Source organism: Anaerobranca gottschalkii DSM 13577, from assembly GCF_900111575.1.
Lineage (GTDB): Bacteria > Bacillota > Proteinivoracia > Proteinivoracales > Proteinivoracaceae > Anaerobranca > Anaerobranca gottschalkii.
This window is the reverse complement of record NZ_FOIF01000038.1, coordinates 1-17,552: the sequence shown is the minus strand read 5'-3', so window position 1 is coordinate 17,552 and position 17,552 is coordinate 1. Positions and strand designations below refer to the sequence as shown.

Annotated in this window: 21 protein-coding genes and 2 rRNA genes; 2 read left to right on the top strand and 21 right to left on the bottom strand. The window is 32.2% G+C overall.

Annotated features, from left to right (window positions below; genetic code table 11):
- From BMX60_RS08785 to yabG, 4 genes are all read right to left on the bottom strand, one after another.
- Nucleotides 1–250, bottom strand: a 250-nt coding sequence (locus tag BMX60_RS08785; RefSeq protein ID WP_177159757.1) for a transposase zinc-binding domain-containing protein, incomplete at its 3' end; no start/stop codon positions are given.
- Between the two features lie 113 nt (nt 251–363).
- Nucleotides 364–636: a Veg family protein gene (locus BMX60_RS08780; RefSeq protein WP_242945751.1), complete on the bottom strand. Its 273-nt coding sequence runs from the start codon at nt 634–636 to the stop codon at nt 364–366.
- A 94-nt stretch (nt 637–730) separates the two neighbouring features.
- Complete coding sequence (locus tag BMX60_RS08775; RefSeq protein ID WP_091351116.1) at nt 731–1,438, bottom strand: N-acetylmuramoyl-L-alanine amidase family protein; 708 nt, start codon at nt 1,436–1,438, stop codon at nt 731–733.
- Nucleotides 1,439–1,450: 12 nt separating this feature from the next.
- Entirely contained in the window at nt 1,451–2,305 is an 855-nt protein-coding gene (yabG, locus tag BMX60_RS08770; RefSeq protein WP_091351115.1) for a sporulation peptidase YabG, read from the bottom strand.
- 105 nt (nt 2,306–2,410) lie between these two features.
- On the opposite strand from yabG, the gene BMX60_RS08765 reads away from it, so the two are divergent.
- Nucleotides 2,411–3,214 (top strand): glycosyltransferase family protein, encoded by an 804-nt coding sequence (locus BMX60_RS08765; RefSeq protein WP_091351114.1) that lies wholly within the window; start codon nt 2,411–2,413, stop codon nt 3,212–3,214.
- On the opposite strand, the gene rsmA is transcribed toward BMX60_RS08765, so the two are convergent.
- The 5 genes from rsmA to metG all read right to left on the bottom strand — a co-directional run bounded on the left by rsmA (nt 3,211) and on the right by metG (nt 8,549).
- The gene (rsmA, locus tag BMX60_RS08760; protein WP_091351113.1) at nt 3,211–4,080 is read right to left on the bottom strand and encodes a 16S rRNA (adenine(1518)-N(6)/adenine(1519)-N(6))-dimethyltransferase RsmA; all 870 of its coding nucleotides are present in this window, start codon (nt 4,078–4,080) and stop codon (nt 3,211–3,213) included. The genes BMX60_RS08765 and rsmA overlap by 4 nt on opposite strands.
- A 5-nt stretch (nt 4,081–4,085) precedes the next feature.
- Nucleotides 4,086–4,628: a ribonuclease M5 gene (rnmV, locus tag BMX60_RS08755; protein WP_091351112.1), complete on the bottom strand. Its 543-nt coding sequence runs from the start codon at nt 4,626–4,628 to the stop codon at nt 4,086–4,088.
- A 72-nt stretch (nt 4,629–4,700) separates the two neighbouring features.
- Nucleotides 4,701–5,729: a 3D domain-containing protein gene (locus BMX60_RS08750; RefSeq protein WP_091351111.1), complete on the bottom strand. Its 1,029-nt coding sequence runs from the start codon at nt 5,727–5,729 to the stop codon at nt 4,701–4,703.
- Nucleotides 5,730–5,795: 66 nt separating this feature from the next.
- Nucleotides 5,796–6,572 carry a TatD family hydrolase gene (locus BMX60_RS08745; protein ID WP_091351110.1) on the bottom strand — a complete coding sequence of 259 codons (777 nt, stop codon included), beginning with the start codon at nt 6,570–6,572 and terminating at the stop codon, nt 5,796–5,798.
- Between the two features lie 12 nt (nt 6,573–6,584).
- On the bottom strand, nt 6,585–8,549 hold the full coding sequence (gene metG, locus BMX60_RS08740) for a methionine--tRNA ligase (protein WP_091351109.1): 1,965 nt from the start codon (nt 8,547–8,549) through the stop codon (nt 6,585–6,587).
- A gap of 404 nt (nt 8,550–8,953) precedes the next feature.
- Here metG and BMX60_RS08735 point away from each other — a divergent pair, with 404 nt between their 5' ends.
- On the top strand, nt 8,954–9,190 hold the full coding sequence (locus tag BMX60_RS08735) for an AbrB/MazE/SpoVT family DNA-binding domain-containing protein (RefSeq protein WP_091351108.1): 237 nt from the start codon (nt 8,954–8,956) through the stop codon (nt 9,188–9,190).
- 29 nt (nt 9,191–9,219) lie between these two features.
- Here BMX60_RS08735 and rsmI read toward each other — a convergent pair whose 3' ends face one another.
- From rsmI to BMX60_RS08675, 12 genes are all read right to left on the bottom strand, one after another.
- Nucleotides 9,220–10,041, bottom strand: coding sequence for a 16S rRNA (cytidine(1402)-2'-O)-methyltransferase (gene rsmI / locus BMX60_RS08730; protein ID WP_091351107.1), 822 nt, complete (start codon nt 10,039–10,041; stop codon nt 9,220–9,222).
- A gap of 14 nt (nt 10,042–10,055) precedes the next feature.
- Complete coding sequence (locus BMX60_RS08725) at nt 10,056–10,790, bottom strand: tRNA1(Val) (adenine(37)-N6)-methyltransferase (RefSeq protein ID WP_177159756.1); 735 nt, start codon at nt 10,788–10,790, stop codon at nt 10,056–10,058.
- 9 nt (nt 10,791–10,799) lie between these two features.
- A complete protein-coding gene (locus BMX60_RS08720) occupies nt 10,800–11,099 on the bottom strand; it encodes an initiation-control protein YabA (protein WP_091351105.1) in 300 nt (99 codons plus the stop codon).
- A gap of 12 nt (nt 11,100–11,111) precedes the next feature.
- Nucleotides 11,112–12,002, bottom strand: a complete 891-nt coding sequence (locus BMX60_RS08715; RefSeq protein WP_091351104.1) for a PSP1 domain-containing protein — start codon at nt 12,000–12,002, stop codon at nt 11,112–11,114.
- Between the two features lie 3 nt (nt 12,003–12,005).
- Nucleotides 12,006–12,950 (bottom strand): DNA polymerase III subunit, encoded by a 945-nt coding sequence (locus tag BMX60_RS08710; RefSeq protein ID WP_091351103.1) that lies wholly within the window; start codon nt 12,948–12,950, stop codon nt 12,006–12,008.
- A gap of 3 nt (nt 12,951–12,953) precedes the next feature.
- Nucleotides 12,954–13,283: a cyclic-di-AMP receptor gene (locus BMX60_RS08705; RefSeq protein WP_091351102.1), complete on the bottom strand. Its 330-nt coding sequence runs from the start codon at nt 13,281–13,283 to the stop codon at nt 12,954–12,956.
- A 19-nt stretch (nt 13,284–13,302) separates the two neighbouring features.
- The gene (gene tmk / locus BMX60_RS08700; RefSeq protein ID WP_091351101.1) at nt 13,303–13,902 is read right to left on the bottom strand and encodes a dTMP kinase; all 600 of its coding nucleotides are present in this window, start codon (nt 13,900–13,902) and stop codon (nt 13,303–13,305) included.
- A 34-nt stretch (nt 13,903–13,936) separates the two neighbouring features.
- Nucleotides 13,937–15,319 (bottom strand): aminotransferase class I/II-fold pyridoxal phosphate-dependent enzyme, encoded by a 1,383-nt coding sequence (locus BMX60_RS08695; protein ID WP_091351100.1) that lies wholly within the window; start codon nt 15,317–15,319, stop codon nt 13,937–13,939.
- A 73-nt stretch (nt 15,320–15,392) separates the two neighbouring features.
- Nucleotides 15,393–15,569 (bottom strand): sigma factor G inhibitor Gin, encoded by a 177-nt coding sequence (locus tag BMX60_RS08690; protein WP_091351099.1) that lies wholly within the window; start codon nt 15,567–15,569, stop codon nt 15,393–15,395.
- A 47-nt stretch (nt 15,570–15,616) separates the two neighbouring features.
- Entirely contained in the window at nt 15,617–17,062 is a 1,446-nt protein-coding gene (gene guaB, locus BMX60_RS08685) for an IMP dehydrogenase (RefSeq protein ID WP_091351098.1), read from the bottom strand.
- Nucleotides 17,063–17,241: 179 nt separating this feature from the next.
- A 5S ribosomal RNA gene (rrf, locus tag BMX60_RS08680) occupies nt 17,242–17,356 on the bottom strand.
- Nucleotides 17,357–17,389: 33 nt separating this feature from the next.
- A 23S ribosomal RNA gene (locus BMX60_RS08675) occupies nt 17,390–17,552 on the bottom strand; the annotation flags it as partial.

Here is a 17,552-nt window from a genome sequence, read left to right as displayed (position 1 = left end):
TGCTTAATTTTTCTACCCACTGTTCTGTTGCTTTCCGACCACAAGATGTACAGAAGCGACTCTTACAGGTAAAGCCTACATATCTGACTTCATTACATGTCGGACAACAAAATTTGCTATATCCTTCACTCATATCTTTACAAGTTAGCATCTTTTTTACTTCTGACAATACTGTTGGCCTAATTGGGTATTTTTCTTTAAACTCTCCCCATTTATCTTCAAATATTTGTTTTATTATTCCCGTAGCCATAAACAACTCACCCCACTACATAATAACATTTATCCACATACCTAGCAATCTATACTTTCCTAAGCAAAAATAAAACCGCCTTTAAAAGCGGTTTTGTACAATGGAGATTACTTTTAAGATACTGAAAAGGGAATCTTTTTATCATCATTACTATAAACAGTTAACTCTACCGTTTCTGTTAATATGTCAGCATATGAAAATGAAAGTCTTCTTTGATAATTTTCTTCACTTACTAATACTAAAAAATGTGAGGGGTAAATTTGCTCAAGAACCCCTGTCCTTTCCATTGTTTTTTTTCTTCCTCGATTAGCCCTTAAAGAGATTTTTTTACCTAAATAACCTTCTAAATCATGCTTAATAGTAGCCAAGGTGGTTTTGTTAGCCAAGGACATCACCCCATAATTAATTTTAGTTTATTCTAACATTTCTGAGGTTTTTTGTCAAGAAATTAAATATTATAGCAGGTAATATAAAGTTTTGTCAAGAATAAAATTTTAATATTGCATCAACTACTCCTTCTGCCACCTTAACCATATTTTCTTCTTTAATAATTATCTGTTCTTCCACAGGATTTGTAATAAATAGTGGCTCAATTAACGCAGCAGGCATTTTAGTTTCTCTTAATACATAAAAATTAGCCTGTTTTACCCCTCTATTTCTTCTTTGCAATTTTTCTAGCAATTGTGTTTGTAATAACGCTGCTAGTTTTTCACTACCCTTTGTCCCTTGGCTAGACCAATATGTTTCAGTTCCATTAGCTTGGGGATCACTATATCCGTTATAGTGAACACTTATAAATAAATCCCCCTTATTGTTATTAGCAACATTAACCCTTTGAGCTAACGTTACATTTTCATCTTTTATCCTAGTTAATATTGCCTTTGCCCCTAAATTTGTCAACAATTTTTCTATGATTAAACTGGTTTGTAAATTCAAATCCTTTTCCCTAACCCCAGTCTGACCTACAGCACCAAAGCTAGTACCACCGTGACCTGGATCTATTATTATTTTTTTATCTTTTAGTGGCTTTAATTGTTTATCAGGTGGTTCATTTTTTTTCTCTGTAATTTTTAAAATTACCTCTTCTTTATTATCTTGTAATTCTTTTTCATAATTTTTATCGATCAATATTTTAATTAAAGTTTGATTATTGTTTTTTTCTATATTTAATTTTTCTATACCATTCATTCTATTACCTCCTTAGATTGAGTAGGGAGACTTAGGCAATCCCCTTCGAAATTTACCTCGACTTTCTACTCCTCCTACCCCATCTAAACCTGTTATGGTATTTTGAATTACATCATAAATACAAACAGACTCCATGATAGACGTATAAGCAATTTTTTCCATAATAAAAACTGGATCTAAACAATGTATTAAAACCCTTTGAGGTGAACTGGCAAAGTTTGCTCCTGCCCCTAATAACGCCTCGTAATGGGATTGACAAGCCCCTGCAAAAATAATTAAGTCATCTTTACTTGGTTCAAACCTTCTAGCAGCTTTAGTAGCTTCTACAAAGTATTTAGATGTCCTATAATTATTTAAATTTAAGAAATCACTGCTTTTTTTAGTTAAACCATCATGACCTGTGAGTACTAGTATATCTGGGTTATGTTTACTTAATAATTCTTCCACTACCTTTGGTTGTTTTTCTTCTGGTACATGATAAGGATAAACTAGTAGCCCTAAATCTTTATATGCTTTTGTACAAATATCCAAATATTCTTTATCTCCATCTAAATGAACTATTGTTCCAGGAACGTCATAATAATCCTTTTCATATTTTCCTGTATTCTTTTTACTCCTTACTAGATTTCTTTGATATTCAATATTACCTATAGTACGTCTATAAATTAAATTTATCTTTTTTTTATATTCCAAAATTTCCTTTGGTGTTAATAATTTTAAGTCAGAAAAATTGGCATCTGCTATTAAACGCATATCTATTCCCTTTAGATGTGCAACTTTATTATCTAAATCTAGATTAATAATTTCAAAACAAATATCATTACCATATGATTTTCTTGTAACTAAATCGCCAACTTTAAATTCCATTGTATTTCCCCCCTTTTTTACTATAATATGTCTTTAAATTTTGTTGGTGACTTTAGTCAAAATCGGCATATACTTTAATAGACCTACTAAAAAGGGGTGATTACAATGCTTTTTGCTATAGTCCCTGCACAAAATGAAGAGGATAGAATTTCCACAGCTTTAAACCACTTACTCTTTGTTGGTGTAGATAAAATTGTAGTTGTAGCCAATGGCTGTATTGATAGAACAGAGGAAATTATAAAAAATAATTATCCTCAAGTACACCTTATAACTTTTAAAGATTCTTTAGGAATAGATATCCCAAAGGCTATAGGTTGTGCTTGGGCGTTAAAGGAAGGAGCTACTAATTTTTTGTTTTATGATGGAGATCTTATTGGAGAAATAACTTCAGAGTTAATGTTACTAATTAATAGCCACCTAAGAAATAATTACTGTTTAACGTTAACAAACTGTTATCCCACTCCTAACCTTATTGAAAACTTACCAAAAGAATTGGTTTTACCTAGACTACACCTTAATGAATTACTAGGGGTGTCAGATAAAATTGGTATTTCTACTCCATCCCATGGTCCCCATATTATTAGCAAAGATCTATTTAAATACATTGAAGTAAAGGATATTGCTACCCCTCCCATTCTTTTGGCCAAAGCTGTAAAATATGGTGCTAAAATAGGTATAGGGGCAAATATACCCCATTTTCGCCTAGGATCAAGGCTTAAAAACGGTAGTCATGCTAAACTTATTTTTGATACTATAGCCGGTGATTGTGCAGAAGCTATTTCAATTTATTTAGGGTTACCCAAAAGCCGCTGCTTATTTGGCAAAGAATACATTGGGTATAATTCTAAGAGAAGATTCGATCTATTAGAATCATATTTAAAATCCCTAAATATTCAAAGCCACATCTAAAGATGTGGCTTTGATATGTTATAAATTGTATTTGTCAATAGGGCAAATTCTTCAATTGTTAAAGTCTCTGCCCTCCTTGTCCCTTCTATATTTATTTCTTCTAATAATTTGTTTAATTCCTCCTTGCTTAATTCACCTAATGTTAACAAATTATTTAACAAAGTCTTTCTCCTTTGGTTAAAAGCAGTTTTTATTACTTTAAAAAATAGCTGTTGATCTTTTACAAAAATTTTTTCAGTATTCAATTTAATGTTTAATACTGCAGAATCAACTTTTGGAGGAGGATAGAAGGCTTGAGAAGGAACTTTTGTAATAAGAGTAGGCTTTCCATAATAATTAACTGCAACTGTTAATGACCCATAATCTTTTCCACCAGGTTTAGCACAAATCCTTTGAGCAACTTCTAATTGCATCATTAAAGTAATACTTTCCCATGGAATATCGGTTTCTAAAATTTTAAAAATTAAAGGTGTAGTTATATAATAAGGTAAATTTGCTGCAACTTTTATCTTTTTAGTACCAATATACGGGGCTAAAATCTCCTTATAATCCACCTTTAATGCATCTTTATGGATTAACTTTATATTAGGATATAATTCAAAATTTTTCTCTAAGATTGGAATTAAAGTTGAATCTATTTCTATAGCATATACTATAGCCCCTCTTTTAGCCAATTCAACTGCTAAAGTACCAATACCTGGTCCGATCTCTAAAACAACAGAATCACTATCTACTTCCGTTGCATTTATAATTTTATCTAATATGTTTTTATCTACTAGAAAGTTTTGGCCAAACTTTTTTTTGAAATTAAAACTGTTATCATTAATAATTTCTTTTATTTTTGAAACTGAATATAGTTTATCCATTATTATCACTCCATTTTTTTTAGGGCTTGTTCAAATTCTTCCCTGGTTATTCCAAAGGCATTTAATCTTTTTAAAAAAGTTTTACTATTTCCATAACCTATTCCTAATATCTCACCTAACTTTTCCCTTCTCTCTTTAGCATCTGGACTTTGAGATAATCTGTTTTTTATAAGATCATCAATACTGAATATTATACTATTATCTTCGTTAATAGTCCTCACTTTATTCAAAGCATCCCTTATATCCCGGGGGTCTGCATTTTCAATTCCTATATCACCATTATGAACTGCTGCCTTTTTAGGTAAATAGCAATGTTTTACACCAGGAACCTTTGCTTGAATTTTTTTCCGAATTATCTCCCCCATATGATCTGGATCAGTAAATACAATTACACCCCGTTTTTGCTGGGCTAGTTTTATCCTCTCAATAATTTCATCATTTAGCCCAAACCCACTAGTAATTATAACTTCCGCTTGGGGAAAAGCCCTTTTTACTGCATGATAATCGTTTTTCCCTTCCACTACTATTATTTCTCTTATTTCTTCCATTTCCTTTTCCCCCAATCTTATAAAAAATCATTAAAGCAAAATAAGGTAGAGAAATTTCTCTCCACCTAATTATTATAACTCCCGATCAATAATATAAACAACCCTAGTTTGCCTACCAAAACGCCATGCTTCGTAGTGGGTTGGCATTAATATATCAATTCTATTACCTTTTATCGCACTTCCTACATCAGCTGCATAGGCAAAACCTAAACCTTCTATGTATAATAATGATCTTAAAGGAATTCTAGAAGGATCTACTGCAACGATATGGGGGTTTTCCCTAGAACCATTCCCTGCAATGGCGGGCCAGCCAATAGATGTATAGCCATTAGCATACGGTCCTGTACACTGAGTCCAACCCCTATGGTCAACAGGACAACCTGTTCCACTTACCCCTGAACAATAGGCTGTAGCTGTAACAGTTAACATTCTCCTAACAGCTAGTAATCTACCTCCTCGAGAGATTGCCTCTATTGTACCATATTCAACAATTCTATCTTGCTTTTCTTTTACAATTCTTTCTTCTAACAAGGTTTTTTCTACCTGTTTTTCATCATGATATACCACTTTATATGTAAGTTCTTTAACCCCTTCATGACCTTGCTGTAATATCCGTGTTTGACCTCTAAGCATATCATTATTGGCAACTCTTTTTTCTTGAAAAAATATTCTTGCAGTTTCTGTTACAATTTCTTCTTTAACCCTGGTTATATAAATTTTTTTCTCCTGTTCTAAATCCCCTTCTACTATATCTAGCTCCCCTAATTCTATATTAGCTAAAGCCAATATTACATCTAACTCAGGGTCTGGATATAGAACTATCGTTTCTTTACCATCATGATAAATAATATACTGTTCTGCTGTATCTATTTGTATCGTTAAATTATTTTTGAGCTTTGCAGTCAGCTCAATATTAATCCTATCTTCTTCCCTTAGATTTAAATTTAGTTCTCCTAACACATCTTTTACAGTAGATTTAAATGTTATTATTTCATAAATCTCGTTATCAACTATTACTGAAACCTTTTTAGGTCCAAAAACTAGTGATAGTGTAAGAATAAGTAAAAATCCTACTCCCCCCACAAGGATTCTCTTAAACAACTAACTTGCCCCCTCTCCTAAAAAACTACCCCCTAAAATTTACTAATTTTAATTATTGACATTATTTTAAAATTCTATACTTAATTTAAAGAAATTTATACTGTTTTTTGTAGTGTTATATGCAACCTCTTCAGAAGTGATTCCTTTAATTTCCCCTATTTTATCAATAACAAACTTTACATAATAAGGATAATTTACCTTTCCCCTCAACGGTTCAGGTGTTAAGTAAGGACAATCTGTTTCTACTAATAAATATTCCAATGGAATCTCTTTTACCACTTCCACCGTTTTTTTGGCATTTTTAAAAGTTACAGGGCCAGCTATGGATAACATGTACCCCATTTTCACCAACTCTTTTCCCACTTCTAAACTACCTGAATAACAATGAAATACCCCTTGGTATTGAGGGTTAGGAAATTTTTTTAAAATTTCCAGCATATCACCCATGGCATCCCTTTGATGAATAACAAATGGTTTTTTTAATGAAAAAGCTAATTCTAACTGCTGGCAAAAGATCTCTTTTTGTATTTCTTTAGGCGAAAATTCATAATAGTAATCTAAACCCATTTCCCCTAAAGCAACTACTTTTGGTTTGGAGGTTAACTCTTCTAACTTCATCAAGTAATCTTTAGGAACTCCCTGAGCATCATGGGGATGTATCCCTACAGTAGTAAAAACAGATGAATATTTTGTGGCTATTTCTACTCCCCTTACTGATGAAGGGAGATCATAGCCTGAATTAATTAAGGCTATGACTCCATTTTCTTCACTTTCCCTAACAATTTCTCCCACAGTTTTTTTAAGCTTAGGGTTATCTAAATGGCAATGACTATCTATATACAAGTTTTCATCCCCCTACTTAACAATACTTCCCGAATTGATATCTTTGTCAGTTCCTGATAAAACTAAATTACCTTCATCATCACTGGCAGCTAAAATCATCCCTTCTGATAAAACCCCTCTTAACTTAACTGGTTTTAAGTTGGCAACAAATATTACTTTTTTTCCTACTAATTCTTCTGGCTGATAATATTTAGCAATTCCTGCTACCACCTGTTTTTCAATGTCCCCTAATTTTAATTGAACCTTTAACAATTTATCAGCTTTTTCTATCCTCTCAGCCTTAATAACTTCTGCAACACGCAGTTCAACTTTTGAAAACTCTTCTATAGTAATTAACTCTTTTTCTGGTATATTTAACACTTTCCTTTTCTCCTTTTCCTCTTCTTCTTTTTCAAAGGCTGTTAAATCAATCCTTGGGAATAATGGTGTACTTTTAACTACCCTATTACCAGGTGTTAATAACCCCCATTTTAAAGATGACCAATTTTGCAAATTATCTTCTATACTAAATTGTTGGAAAATTTTTTGGGACGTTTTGGGCATAAAAGGTTCAATAAGGATACTAATAAACCTTATGGCTTCAGCTAAATTATATAAAACTACATCTAACTTTCCTTTATCAGCTTCATCTTTAGCTAAAAGCCATGGCATAGTCTCATCGATATATTTATTGGTTCTTCCAATAAATCTCCAAACTTCTGCCAATCCTTCATTTATAAGAAAATTATCTACTTTTTCTTCTAATAGCTTTGGTAAGCCTTCAGCCATTTCTATAAGCTCTTCATCTAAATAACTATTTCCTTGTGGATTTGGTATCTCACTAACCCTATATTTTTCAATCATTGCAACGGTTCTACTTACTAAATTACCTAAATCATTGGCAAGATCAAAGTTCACCCTTTTGGCTAAGCCTAGTTCAGAGAAATTACCATCTGTTGTTAGAGAAAATTCTCTTAATAGGTGGTATCTCAAGGCATCGCTGCCATACCTTTCAACTAGAATTTTAGGGTCAATAACATTACCTTTAGATTTTGACATTTTATCATTATCAAAGAGTAACCAGCCATGGCCAAATATTTTCTTAGGTAATGGTAGTCCGAGGGCCATTAATATTATAGGCCAATAAATTGAATGAAAACGAACAATTTCTTTAGCCATTAGATGAACATCGGCGGGCCACCATTTCCTGAATTTTTCTTCATCCTCCAAGTAGCCGATAGCTGTAATATAATTTGATAAAGCATCGAGCCAAACATAGATTACATGTTTAGAATCAAAGGGAATTTTTACTCCCCAGTCAAAGGTAGTCCTAGAAACACACAAATCTTCCAAACCAGGTTTTAAAAAATTATTTAACATTTCATTTTTTCTAGATTCAGGTTGTATAAAATCTGGATTTTCTTCAATGTGCTTAATTAGTTGAGGAGCATATTTAGACATTCTAAAAAAGTAACTTTCTTCCTTAACCCTTTCCACTGGACGACCACAATCAGGACAATTTCCTTCCTTTAATTGTCTTTCTGTCCAAAAAGATTCACAAGGGGTACAGTACAGACCTTCATAATAGTCTTTATAAATATCTCCCTGATTATAGAGCTTTTCGAAAATTTTTTGAACTACTTTTTTATGTCGCTCTTCAGTTGTACCTATAAAATCATCGTATTGGATATCTAATAATGCCCATAAATCTTTAATCCACTCTCTTATTTCCTCTACAAAAACTTGAGGATCTTTATTGGCTTCCTTTGCTTTTTTCTCTATTTTCTGTCCATGTTCATCAGTCCCTGTTAAATAGAAAACTTCATAGCCGGTTTTTTTCTTAAATCTAGCTATGGCATCGGCAATTACAGTGGTAAAACAGTGACCAACATGTAAAGTGTTGCTTGGATAATAGATTGGTGTAGTTATATAGAATTTCTTACTCATATTTTTACCTCCCTTTACAATTCTTTTAAAACTAAAAAACTTCGCCCAAATGTAGGGGCGAAGTTAATACTCCACGGTACCACCCTAACTTCAGTAACTTATTATTTATAAGTTACCCTCATTAGTGTTAGGCTATAACGTAACCACCGGAAAAATCTGCTCCTACAGACCATCTTCTCTGAATAGAAACACCGTATTTCCACCAACAACGGCTCTCTTTAGTTTCTGTTTTCAGGTACTCATCTGTAATCACTGCATTTTAAATATTTTTTGTTTATTTTACCATTTATTTTTCCCATGGTCAATGATAGTTATGTAATTTTTTATATAAATAAATAAATTTAATAAAAAATTTAATTTTTTTCTTTAGGAGTTAATTGACTATCATGGAATTTATTGGTACAATATAATTAATGTCGAATTATGTAGAATTTTGTTGGAGAGGAGGTTGGCAAATGAAATCAACTGGTATTGTAAGAAAAGTGGACGAGCTAGGAAGAGTGGTATTGCCTATCGAGTTAAGGAGGACCTTAAATATTGATCAAAAGGATTCTTTAGAAATTTACGTAGATGGAGAAAGAATTATCTTAAAAAAATATCACCCAGCATGTGTTTTCTGTGGAGAAGCAGAGGATGTAAAATACTTTAAAGGTAAAAACATCTGCCAAAAATGTATAGATGAATTAAAATAAGTAAGACCATTAGCGTCTTACTTATTTTATTAACTATCCTTTTTTAACATATGCTGATATAACTCCCTTTGAGATAATCCCATTTTACTCCCTACATGTTTACAAGCATCTTTAAGGTAATATCCTTGTTCTAAGAGAGTTTCTACTTCAGCAATTCCTTGTTCAAGTGTATATTGAGGCAAATTATTTCCCTCAATAACTAAAGTAAATTCCCCTTTAACTCCCTTTTCTTTAAAAATATTTATTAACTCTGAAGCAGTACCTGCTAATCTTTCTTCATAAATTTTGGTTAATTCCCTCACTACTACAATTTTTCTGTTAGGATGTAGTTGATCTATTTTTTCCAAAGTATCTAAAAGATCATGGGGACTTTGATAACAAACTATAGTAGAAGGTTCTAGTAAAAGTTTCTCTAACTCTTTTCCCTTTTGATTCCCTTTAGGTAGAAATCCCACAAACTTAAAATTTGTCGTATCAAAACCAGAGATAATTAAAGCACAAATCAAGGCACATGGACCTGGTATAGGTATTACCTGAATATTATTTTCCAAGGCTTTTTCTACTAAAATTTGTCCAGGGTCAGCAATCCCCGGAGTACCAGCATCTGATACTAAAGCGACATTATACCCTTCTAAAATCTTATTAATTATTTTAAGGACTTGCTTCTTCTCATTAAACTTATGATACTGTAACATTGGCGTTTTAATAGAAAAGTGGTTAAGGAGTAGTCCTGTCCTTCTAGTATCTTCTGCTGCTATATAGTCCACTTCTTGTAAAATTTTTATAGCCCTTGCAGAAATATCTTCTAAATTACCTATGGGAGTTGCACAAAGATATAATTTCCCTACCATTATTATCCCTTTCTTTATTTATTATATAATTCCTCAACTTCCTTGGTATATTTTCCTGTTTCATCATAAATTATTAAAGAAGGCAAAGTTATCAAACCTGGTTTCGCTCCCTTAATTCCTTCTATCAAGACAATATTTGCCTCTTTATCCTTCTTAGGTTGAACTAATCGGAGCCTTTTAGGTTCCACATTATATTTCCGCATATAATAACAAATATCTACTAATCTTTCAGTTTTGTGTACTAAAGCTACTTTCCCCCCATATTTTACTAATTTTGCCCCTGCTACAATAACATCTTCAAGATTACATAATATTTCATGTCTAGCTATAGCTTTTGTTGTTAAAGCATTAATTTCTCCCCTCTGTCCTTTCATATATGGAGGATTAGAAACTACTACATCAAAGTTTTCAGCCCCTAAAATTGCTGGGGCTTCTTTTATATCACCTTTAATTATTTTTATATTCTCTAATTTATTTAAAAGTACTGATCTTTGAGCCATATCAACTAAAAGATCCTGTATTTCTAACCCTACTACGTCTTTAACTTTTTTTCTACCGGCTATTAAAAGGGGTAAGACTCCGGTACCTGTTCCTAAATCAACTACCCTATCATTATTAGTTACTCCAGCAAAGGCACTTAGTAAAACACTATCCATGGTAAAGGAAAATACTTTCCTATTTTGAATAATCTTTAACCCATTTCTATGTAGGTCATCTATTCTTTCATTAGGTAATAATTTAACATCCATTTCATACACCTATTTCTTTAATAAAGATATACAGAATAAACAGTCTCCTTCAGTCCGTAAACTACCGTAATGAAGATGACATATATGGAAACCTTCATTATATAGTCTTGCTAAGGCATCTTGCCCTTCTTTGATTGGACTAACTTCCTTTTTAGGTTTAGAGTAAGGAAGTTGTTCCTTTAACCATTTATTTTCTTTTTGCAATCTTTCATTTTCTATTAACAACTCATTGTATTGTTTTTTTATTGCAGTCAGTTTTCTATAAAATTCTTCTAGTAAATCTTCCAAGTTTTTTATTTCTTCTTTCACAGTTAGGCCCTCCTAACTATCCCTTTCTAATTCTTCTAACTCTTCTATTTCTTCTTGTAGTTGCTCAAGGTCTTCTTCCTGGGTATTTATATTTAAAACTCTAACTTTACAAGCAGGAAAATCAACTAATGTTTTACTATCGAACATTTCCACTTTAACTGTACCTTTAAGGGGATTGACTTCTGCTATTTTCCCTTTTCCAACCTCAGTTTCTACTTCTGCACCAACTTCAGGCATATTCTTTCTTGCTTCTTCGTAATGATCATTTTCATACCTTAAACAACACATTAACCTACCGCAAATACCTGAAATTTTTGTTGGATTTAATGATAAATTCTGGATTTTAGCCATTTTAATTGATACCGGCTCAAAATCTCCTAAAAATGTATTACAGCATAGTGGTCTACCACAACAACCTAAACCACCTAACATTTTTGCTTCATCCCTTATTCCAATTTGCCTTAACTCAATCCTAGTTCTGAAAACAGCTGCTAAATCTTTGACTAATTCTCTGAAATCTATACGTCCTTCTGCAGTAAAGTAGAAAATTATTTTTGAAGCATCGAAGGTATATTCAACATCTACAAGCTTCATTTCTAGACCATGTTTTTCAATTTTTTGCTGACAAATTTCAAAAGCTTCTTTTTCCTTTAGTTTATTTTCCTTCACTTGTTCAGCATCACTTTCAGTGGCAATACGAATAACCTTTTTTAGAGGTAATACCACCTCTGATTCTTCTACAACTTTAGGACCAACAACTACTTCTCCATACTCTAACCCTCTAGCTGTTTCCACTATTACATAATTTCCTTTAACTATATCCCATTGATCAGGGTCAAAGTAATAAATTTTGCCTGCTCTTTTAAATCTTACTCCTACAACTTTATACTGTACCTGTTCCATCTCCTATTCCTCCTGTAAGGAATTAAAAATCACCTCGAAATTCAGCATAGGGTTTATGCTGTTTTTTAAGGTATTCCTAATTATTTTAACTTTATTTAATATCTCCTCTATCTTCGATATATTGGATGGTCTTAACAATAATATCTTATCATAATAATCCTTATTTACTAGTATATCCTTATTTTGTCCTACTTTCAAATATAATAAGTCTCTCAATAGAAATTCTATTAAATCAAGAACCAAACTTGGTTCTATATTAGCCAATATTTTGTTAAGTTTAACATAATCTAATCCTTTTTCAGAGGTTTCCCATACTAAATTATATACATTGTCTCTAATAGTCCAAAAATCTGTTTCTAAATATTTTAAAGCCTTTCCCATTGATCCTTCACTAAACTTTGCAATAATTTCAGCTTTTAAAGGCTCTATTTCCTTTTGTTTGCAAAGAAATTCCTTTAAATCCTGAATTGTTAAAGGGTTAATTTTGATAGGTATAGCCCTCGATCTAATAGTCTTAATAACATTAGCTATATTTTCACACAAAAGAAAAATAGTGAGATATAAAGGAGGTTCCTCAATTAAAGTAAGTAGCTTATTGGCACCTTGAGTATTAAGCCTATCTACTCCTTCTAACACCACTATTTTTCTTTCTCCCTCTAAAGGAGAATAAATAGCTGCTTTTTTAAATTGATCAACTGTTTCTAATTTAACAATCGCATCATCGTTGTAGAAAAAGTTTACATCTGGATGAATTTCCCTTTGAATATTATTACAAGTTCTACAATTACAATTCCAGTTACCACAAAGAATATATTTAGCAATTTCTTTAGTAAAAGTTTTTTTTCCCGTCCCTTTAGTTCCATGGATTAAATAACAATGATGGAGCATCCCATTCTTGATGGCATTTTCAAAATATTTTATATTATTCTCTTGTCCAATAAGCTCCATTATCTATACCCTTTCAAACTTCTCTACATCTACTACAAATATGGTTGCTCCACCTACAATAACTTCTACTGGATAAGGAACATAAGATTCCACTGAACCTCCCAAAGGTGACATGGTAGTAACCATTTTCTCTCTACTTTTACAGGTTTGTTTAATTATACCTACCACATCATCAACTTGATGGTCTTCGACACCAATGAGGACAGTAGTGTTACCGGCTTTTAAAAATCCCCCAGTACTAGCAAGTTTTGTAGCTTTAAACCCTTCATCTACTAACATTTCCAATAACTTCCCACTATCTTTATCTTGAATTACCGCAATTACTAACTTCACTCCAATCCCTCCCTTTATTTTAAATTTTTAACTTACTTATAATTTCCCTATGAAGTTCTTCAATATCTTTATTGCCATCTATAAGGATCATATTATATTCATTTAAAAGTTTATGATAACCTTCCCTTACTTTTTGAAAATAATCCAACCCTCTACTTTCTATCCGATCTTTAGTTCTAGTAATCCTACTTAGTGCAATATCTGTTTCTAAGTCTATTAAAAATGTATAATCAGGCATTAAACCACCAGTAGCTATTTTGTTAATTTCTTCTACAAGATTATCTCCTAAACTTAGTCCTATACCTTGATAGACAATACTTGAATGTAAATATCTATCTGATACCACCCAATACCCCTTTGATAATGCCGGTTTTATTACTTCCTCTATCAACTGAGCCCTTGCTGAAGCATATAGTAGACACTCAGCTATGGGAACAATTTTATTTTCTGGATTTAACAATAACTCCCTGATAGAATCCCCTATTTGAGTACCACCCGGTTCCCTTGTATATATATATTTTATACCTTTATTATGAAGAAATTGACATAATAATTTACTTTGTGTGGTTTTACCTACTCCATCAGGACCTTCTATTACAATAAATTTACCCTTTGCCATTAAATTACCCTTCCTTTATTTAGCTTATAAAACTTTATTCCTTTACTACTTCTATCATACCATTTTCTATACCATGAATGCTAGAGAAATTACTATTATTTAAATATTGTATAATTTCTTCTGTTACCACTTCACCGGGGAAAAGAATTGGTATTCCAGGTGGGTAAGGTGTTATAGGTTGTACTGCAACTTTTCCTATTGCCTTATTAAGTAGAATTTTTTCCTTTTGTGAGTAAAAGGCTTCCCTCGGTGTTAAAACTCCATTATTGTTTATTTTAAAATCATTTATTTGTCTATATAAAATATTTTCTTCTCCTGTCCAAAACTTTTTTAAAATAGCTGCTGTTTTTACTAGTTCCCTTTTTCTTATTCTATGATTAATAAATAATAAAATTTTATTATCTGCTAAAAACTCAGGGATTATTCCATTGTTAATTAACCCTTTAAAAACCTCTTCAGCCTTTTTATTATCCCTATAGAGTAATGTTATCTTAGTGGGATCTAAATACTGATTTTTCTCCAAATCCTTTTCAGTTATATATCTTATTTTATATTTATCAAGGAATTCCTTCAAATAATCTGCCTTTTTTATTGTTTCTTGTAATATTTTTTCTCCTATCTGGGTATATTGCTCAGTGCAATAGGCTATTGAAGCCAACAAAATATAAGAAGGACTGGTAGATGTTATTAAGGAAATATGCTTCCTTAATTCACTACAATTAATATCTTTAGCATTAATATTAATAACTCCTGTTTGAGTTAATCCTGTTAAATTTTTATGAGTACTATTAACAACTAAATCTGCTTTGCAAGTATTGGCTAAATATACACGTAAATCTGTAAAATATAAATGACTACCATGGGCTTCATCAACAAGGAGTTTTATTTTATATTTATTACATAACTGGGCTATTAACTTCAAATCTTTATTCCCTATGCCATAATAATTAGGTGTAGTTAAAATAATACCCTTTATTCTTTCATTTTTCTTAATTACCTGTTCAATTTCTTCGTAATTCAAGGGAGATACCACTAATGATTCTGGAAAAACAGGTTTCGCTCCAGATAATATTAACCCATAAATTACTGATTTATGGCAATCCCTTAAAACTAATATTTGGTCTCCTTCTCTAAATAAGTAAGAAATGGCGGCAATAATCCCCCCAGAACTGCCATTTACAAGGTAAATACAATGATTACTGTTAAATAACTTTGCTGTAGCCTTTTCAGCTTTTTTTATTATACCTTGAGGATTATGATAATCATCTGTTCCATGTACTTCTGTGGTTTCAAAAAATGGCAGATATCTTCTAAAATTTTTTTTTAAATTCTTACCTCCATAATTTCCTGGCATATGAAATTTAATATAACTTTTTTTATTATATAAATATAAATTTTGTAATCTATTAAAATTCATAATGTTGTTCTCCTTTAACCTTCTTACTTAATTATTATATAAAAAAATAAAAGCAGGGTAAATATACCTGCCTTTATTTAACGGATTCATTTGTTTGCCAAACTTTTTTTATTCCATCAACGATTTTGTCATAATCCGGATCATCTACTCCTGTTTTTGATATCCTCTCTAGACAGTTATCACAAAGAAAACTTTGTAGTATATTTATACCCTTTTGATCATGGGCATTACATAGAGAACATATTTTCAAACTAACACCACCTTTTTAAGGGGTATTATTTACTTAATTGTATAGATTTATACGCTATAATTTGGAGCTTCTTTAGTTATTTCAACATCATGGGGATGACTTTCCCTTAAACCTGCATTAGTTATTCTTATAAATTGAGCTTTTTTTAGATCTTCTATAGTTTTAGCACCACAATAGCCCATTCCAGCCCTTAAACCACCCACTAATTGATAGATAGTATCTGATAAGTATCCTCTGTATGGAACCCTACCTTCTATTCCTTCAGGAACTAATTTCTTTTGATCATGCTGGAAATAACGATCTTTACTTCCATCTTTCATTGCTCCCAAAGAACCCATACCTCTATAGACCTTATAACTTCTCCCTTTATAAATTTCCATTTCGCCAGGACTTTCTTCTGTTCCAGCTAATAATCCCCCTAGCATAACAGTAGAAGCCCCAGCAGCTATAGCTTTTACAATATCTCCCGAATACTTTATCCCTCCATCGGCTATCACTGGAATGTTATATTCTTTAGCCCCTTCTGCACAATTATAAATTGCAGTTATTTGAGGTACCCCTACTCCTGCAACAACCCTAGTAGTACATATTGAGCCGGGTCCTATCCCAACTTTTACAGCAGAAACTCCAGCTTTAATTAAGTCAATAGTAGCTTCCTTTGTAGCCACATTTCCACCTATTATTTCTAAATCTGGGTACTTATTTTTAATTGCCTTTACCATTTCCAATACCCCTACAGAATGTCCGTGGGCGGTATCTACAACTATTACATCAACTTTAGCTTTTACTAATTCGTCAACTCTATCCATAGTCTCTGCACTAACCCCTACTGCAGCCGCTACCAATAATCTTCCGTCTTTATCTTTTGCAGCATTTGGGTAAATAATAGCTTTTTCAATATCTTTAATTGTAATAAGCCCTTTAAGATTAAAATTTTCATCTACAAGGGGAAGTTTTTCTATTTTATGTTTCATTAATATTTGTTTTGCTTCTTTCAAACTCGTTCCTACTGGAGCAACTACTAAGTTTTTACTAGTCATGACATTTTTTATTGGCTGACTATAATCTTCTTCAAATCTCAAATCCCTATTGGTTATTATACCTACTAGTTTTTCCCCTTCAGTAATAGGAACTCCTGATATTCGATATTTGGCCATAAGTGCCGCAGCCTCTTCAATAGTATTTTCTTTAGATAGGGAAAAAGGATTAGTTATAACTCCATGCTCTGATCTTTTAACCCTATCAACTTCAGAAGCTTGTCTTTCAATAGACATATTTTTATGGATTACCCCAATGCCGCCCTCTCTAGCCATAGCAATAGCCATTTTCGATTCAGTTACTGTATCCATACCAGCACTTATTAAAGGTATGTTTAACTGAATCTTTTCAGTTAGTTTTGTTTTCAAAGAAACATCTTTAGGTAATACTTCAGATTTAGCTGGAACCAACAATACATCATCAAATGTGAGTCCTACAGGTAGAAATTTTTCCATTTTTATCCCCTTTCATCAATTAAAATTATATAAAAAATTACCCGTTAAACGGGTTAAAACTAGTTAATAAGTAATTATGGAAGATATTTTTAATATTATATCAATAGATAGTTAAATATGCAAATACTTTTTATATTAAAAAAGAACCACTTCATGTTGATTGAAGTGGTTCTTATCTTACCTAGCGACGACCTACTCTCCCAGGGGGTAACCCCAAGTACCATCGGCGCTGAGGAGCTTAACTCTGGTGTTCGGAATGGGAACCGGTGTATCCTCCTCGCTATTGTCACTAGATTAACAAAACACACAAAACTTAAAAGTGAGCTTTTGGTCAAGTCCTCGACCGATTAGTACTAGTCCGCTTAAGACATTACTGCCCTTACACTCCTAGCCTATCTACCAGGTATTCTTCCTGGGGTCTTACTTCCTTAACGGAATGGGAAGTCTTATCTTGAGGTGGGTTTCGCGCTTAGATGCTTTCAGCGCTTAT

Excerpts from the sequence above, each read along its gene's own strand:
- BMX60_RS08715 (WP_091351104.1), bottom strand. The coding sequence starts at position 12,002 with ATGGAACAGGTACAGTATAAAGTTGTAGGAGTAAGATTTAAAAGAGCA.
- rsmA (WP_091351113.1), bottom strand. The coding sequence starts at position 4,080 with ATGGATAAACTATATTCAGTTTCAAAAATAAAAGAAATTATTAATGAT.
- BMX60_RS08725 (WP_177159756.1), bottom strand. The coding sequence starts at position 10,790 with ATGGATGTTAAATTATTACCTAATGAAAGAATAGATGACCTACATAGA.
- BMX60_RS08695 (WP_091351100.1), bottom strand. The coding sequence starts at position 15,319 with ATGAATTTTAATAGATTACAAAATTTATATTTATATAATAAAAAAAGT.
- BMX60_RS08765 (WP_091351114.1), top strand. The coding sequence starts at position 2,411 with ATGCTTTTTGCTATAGTCCCTGCACAAAATGAAGAGGATAGAATTTCC.
- yabG (WP_091351115.1), bottom strand. The coding sequence starts at position 2,305 with ATGGAATTTAAAGTTGGCGATTTAGTTACAAGAAAATCATATGGTAAT.
- guaB (WP_091351098.1), bottom strand. The coding sequence starts at position 17,062 with ATGGAAAAATTTCTACCTGTAGGACTCACATTTGATGATGTATTGTTG.
- BMX60_RS08775 (WP_091351116.1), bottom strand. The coding sequence starts at position 1,438 with ATGAATGGTATAGAAAAATTAAATATAGAAAAAAACAATAATCAAACT.
- rnmV (WP_091351112.1), bottom strand. The coding sequence starts at position 4,628 with ATGGAAGAAATAAGAGAAATAATAGTAGTGGAAGGGAAAAACGATTAT.
- rsmI (WP_091351107.1), bottom strand. The coding sequence starts at position 10,041 with ATGGTAGGGAAATTATATCTTTGTGCAACTCCCATAGGTAATTTAGAA.
- BMX60_RS08735 (WP_091351108.1), top strand. The coding sequence starts at position 8,954 with ATGAAATCAACTGGTATTGTAAGAAAAGTGGACGAGCTAGGAAGAGTG.
- BMX60_RS08710 (WP_091351103.1), bottom strand. The coding sequence starts at position 12,950 with ATGGAGCTTATTGGACAAGAGAATAATATAAAATATTTTGAAAATGCC.
- tmk (WP_091351101.1), bottom strand. The coding sequence starts at position 13,902 with ATGGCAAAGGGTAAATTTATTGTAATAGAAGGTCCTGATGGAGTAGGT.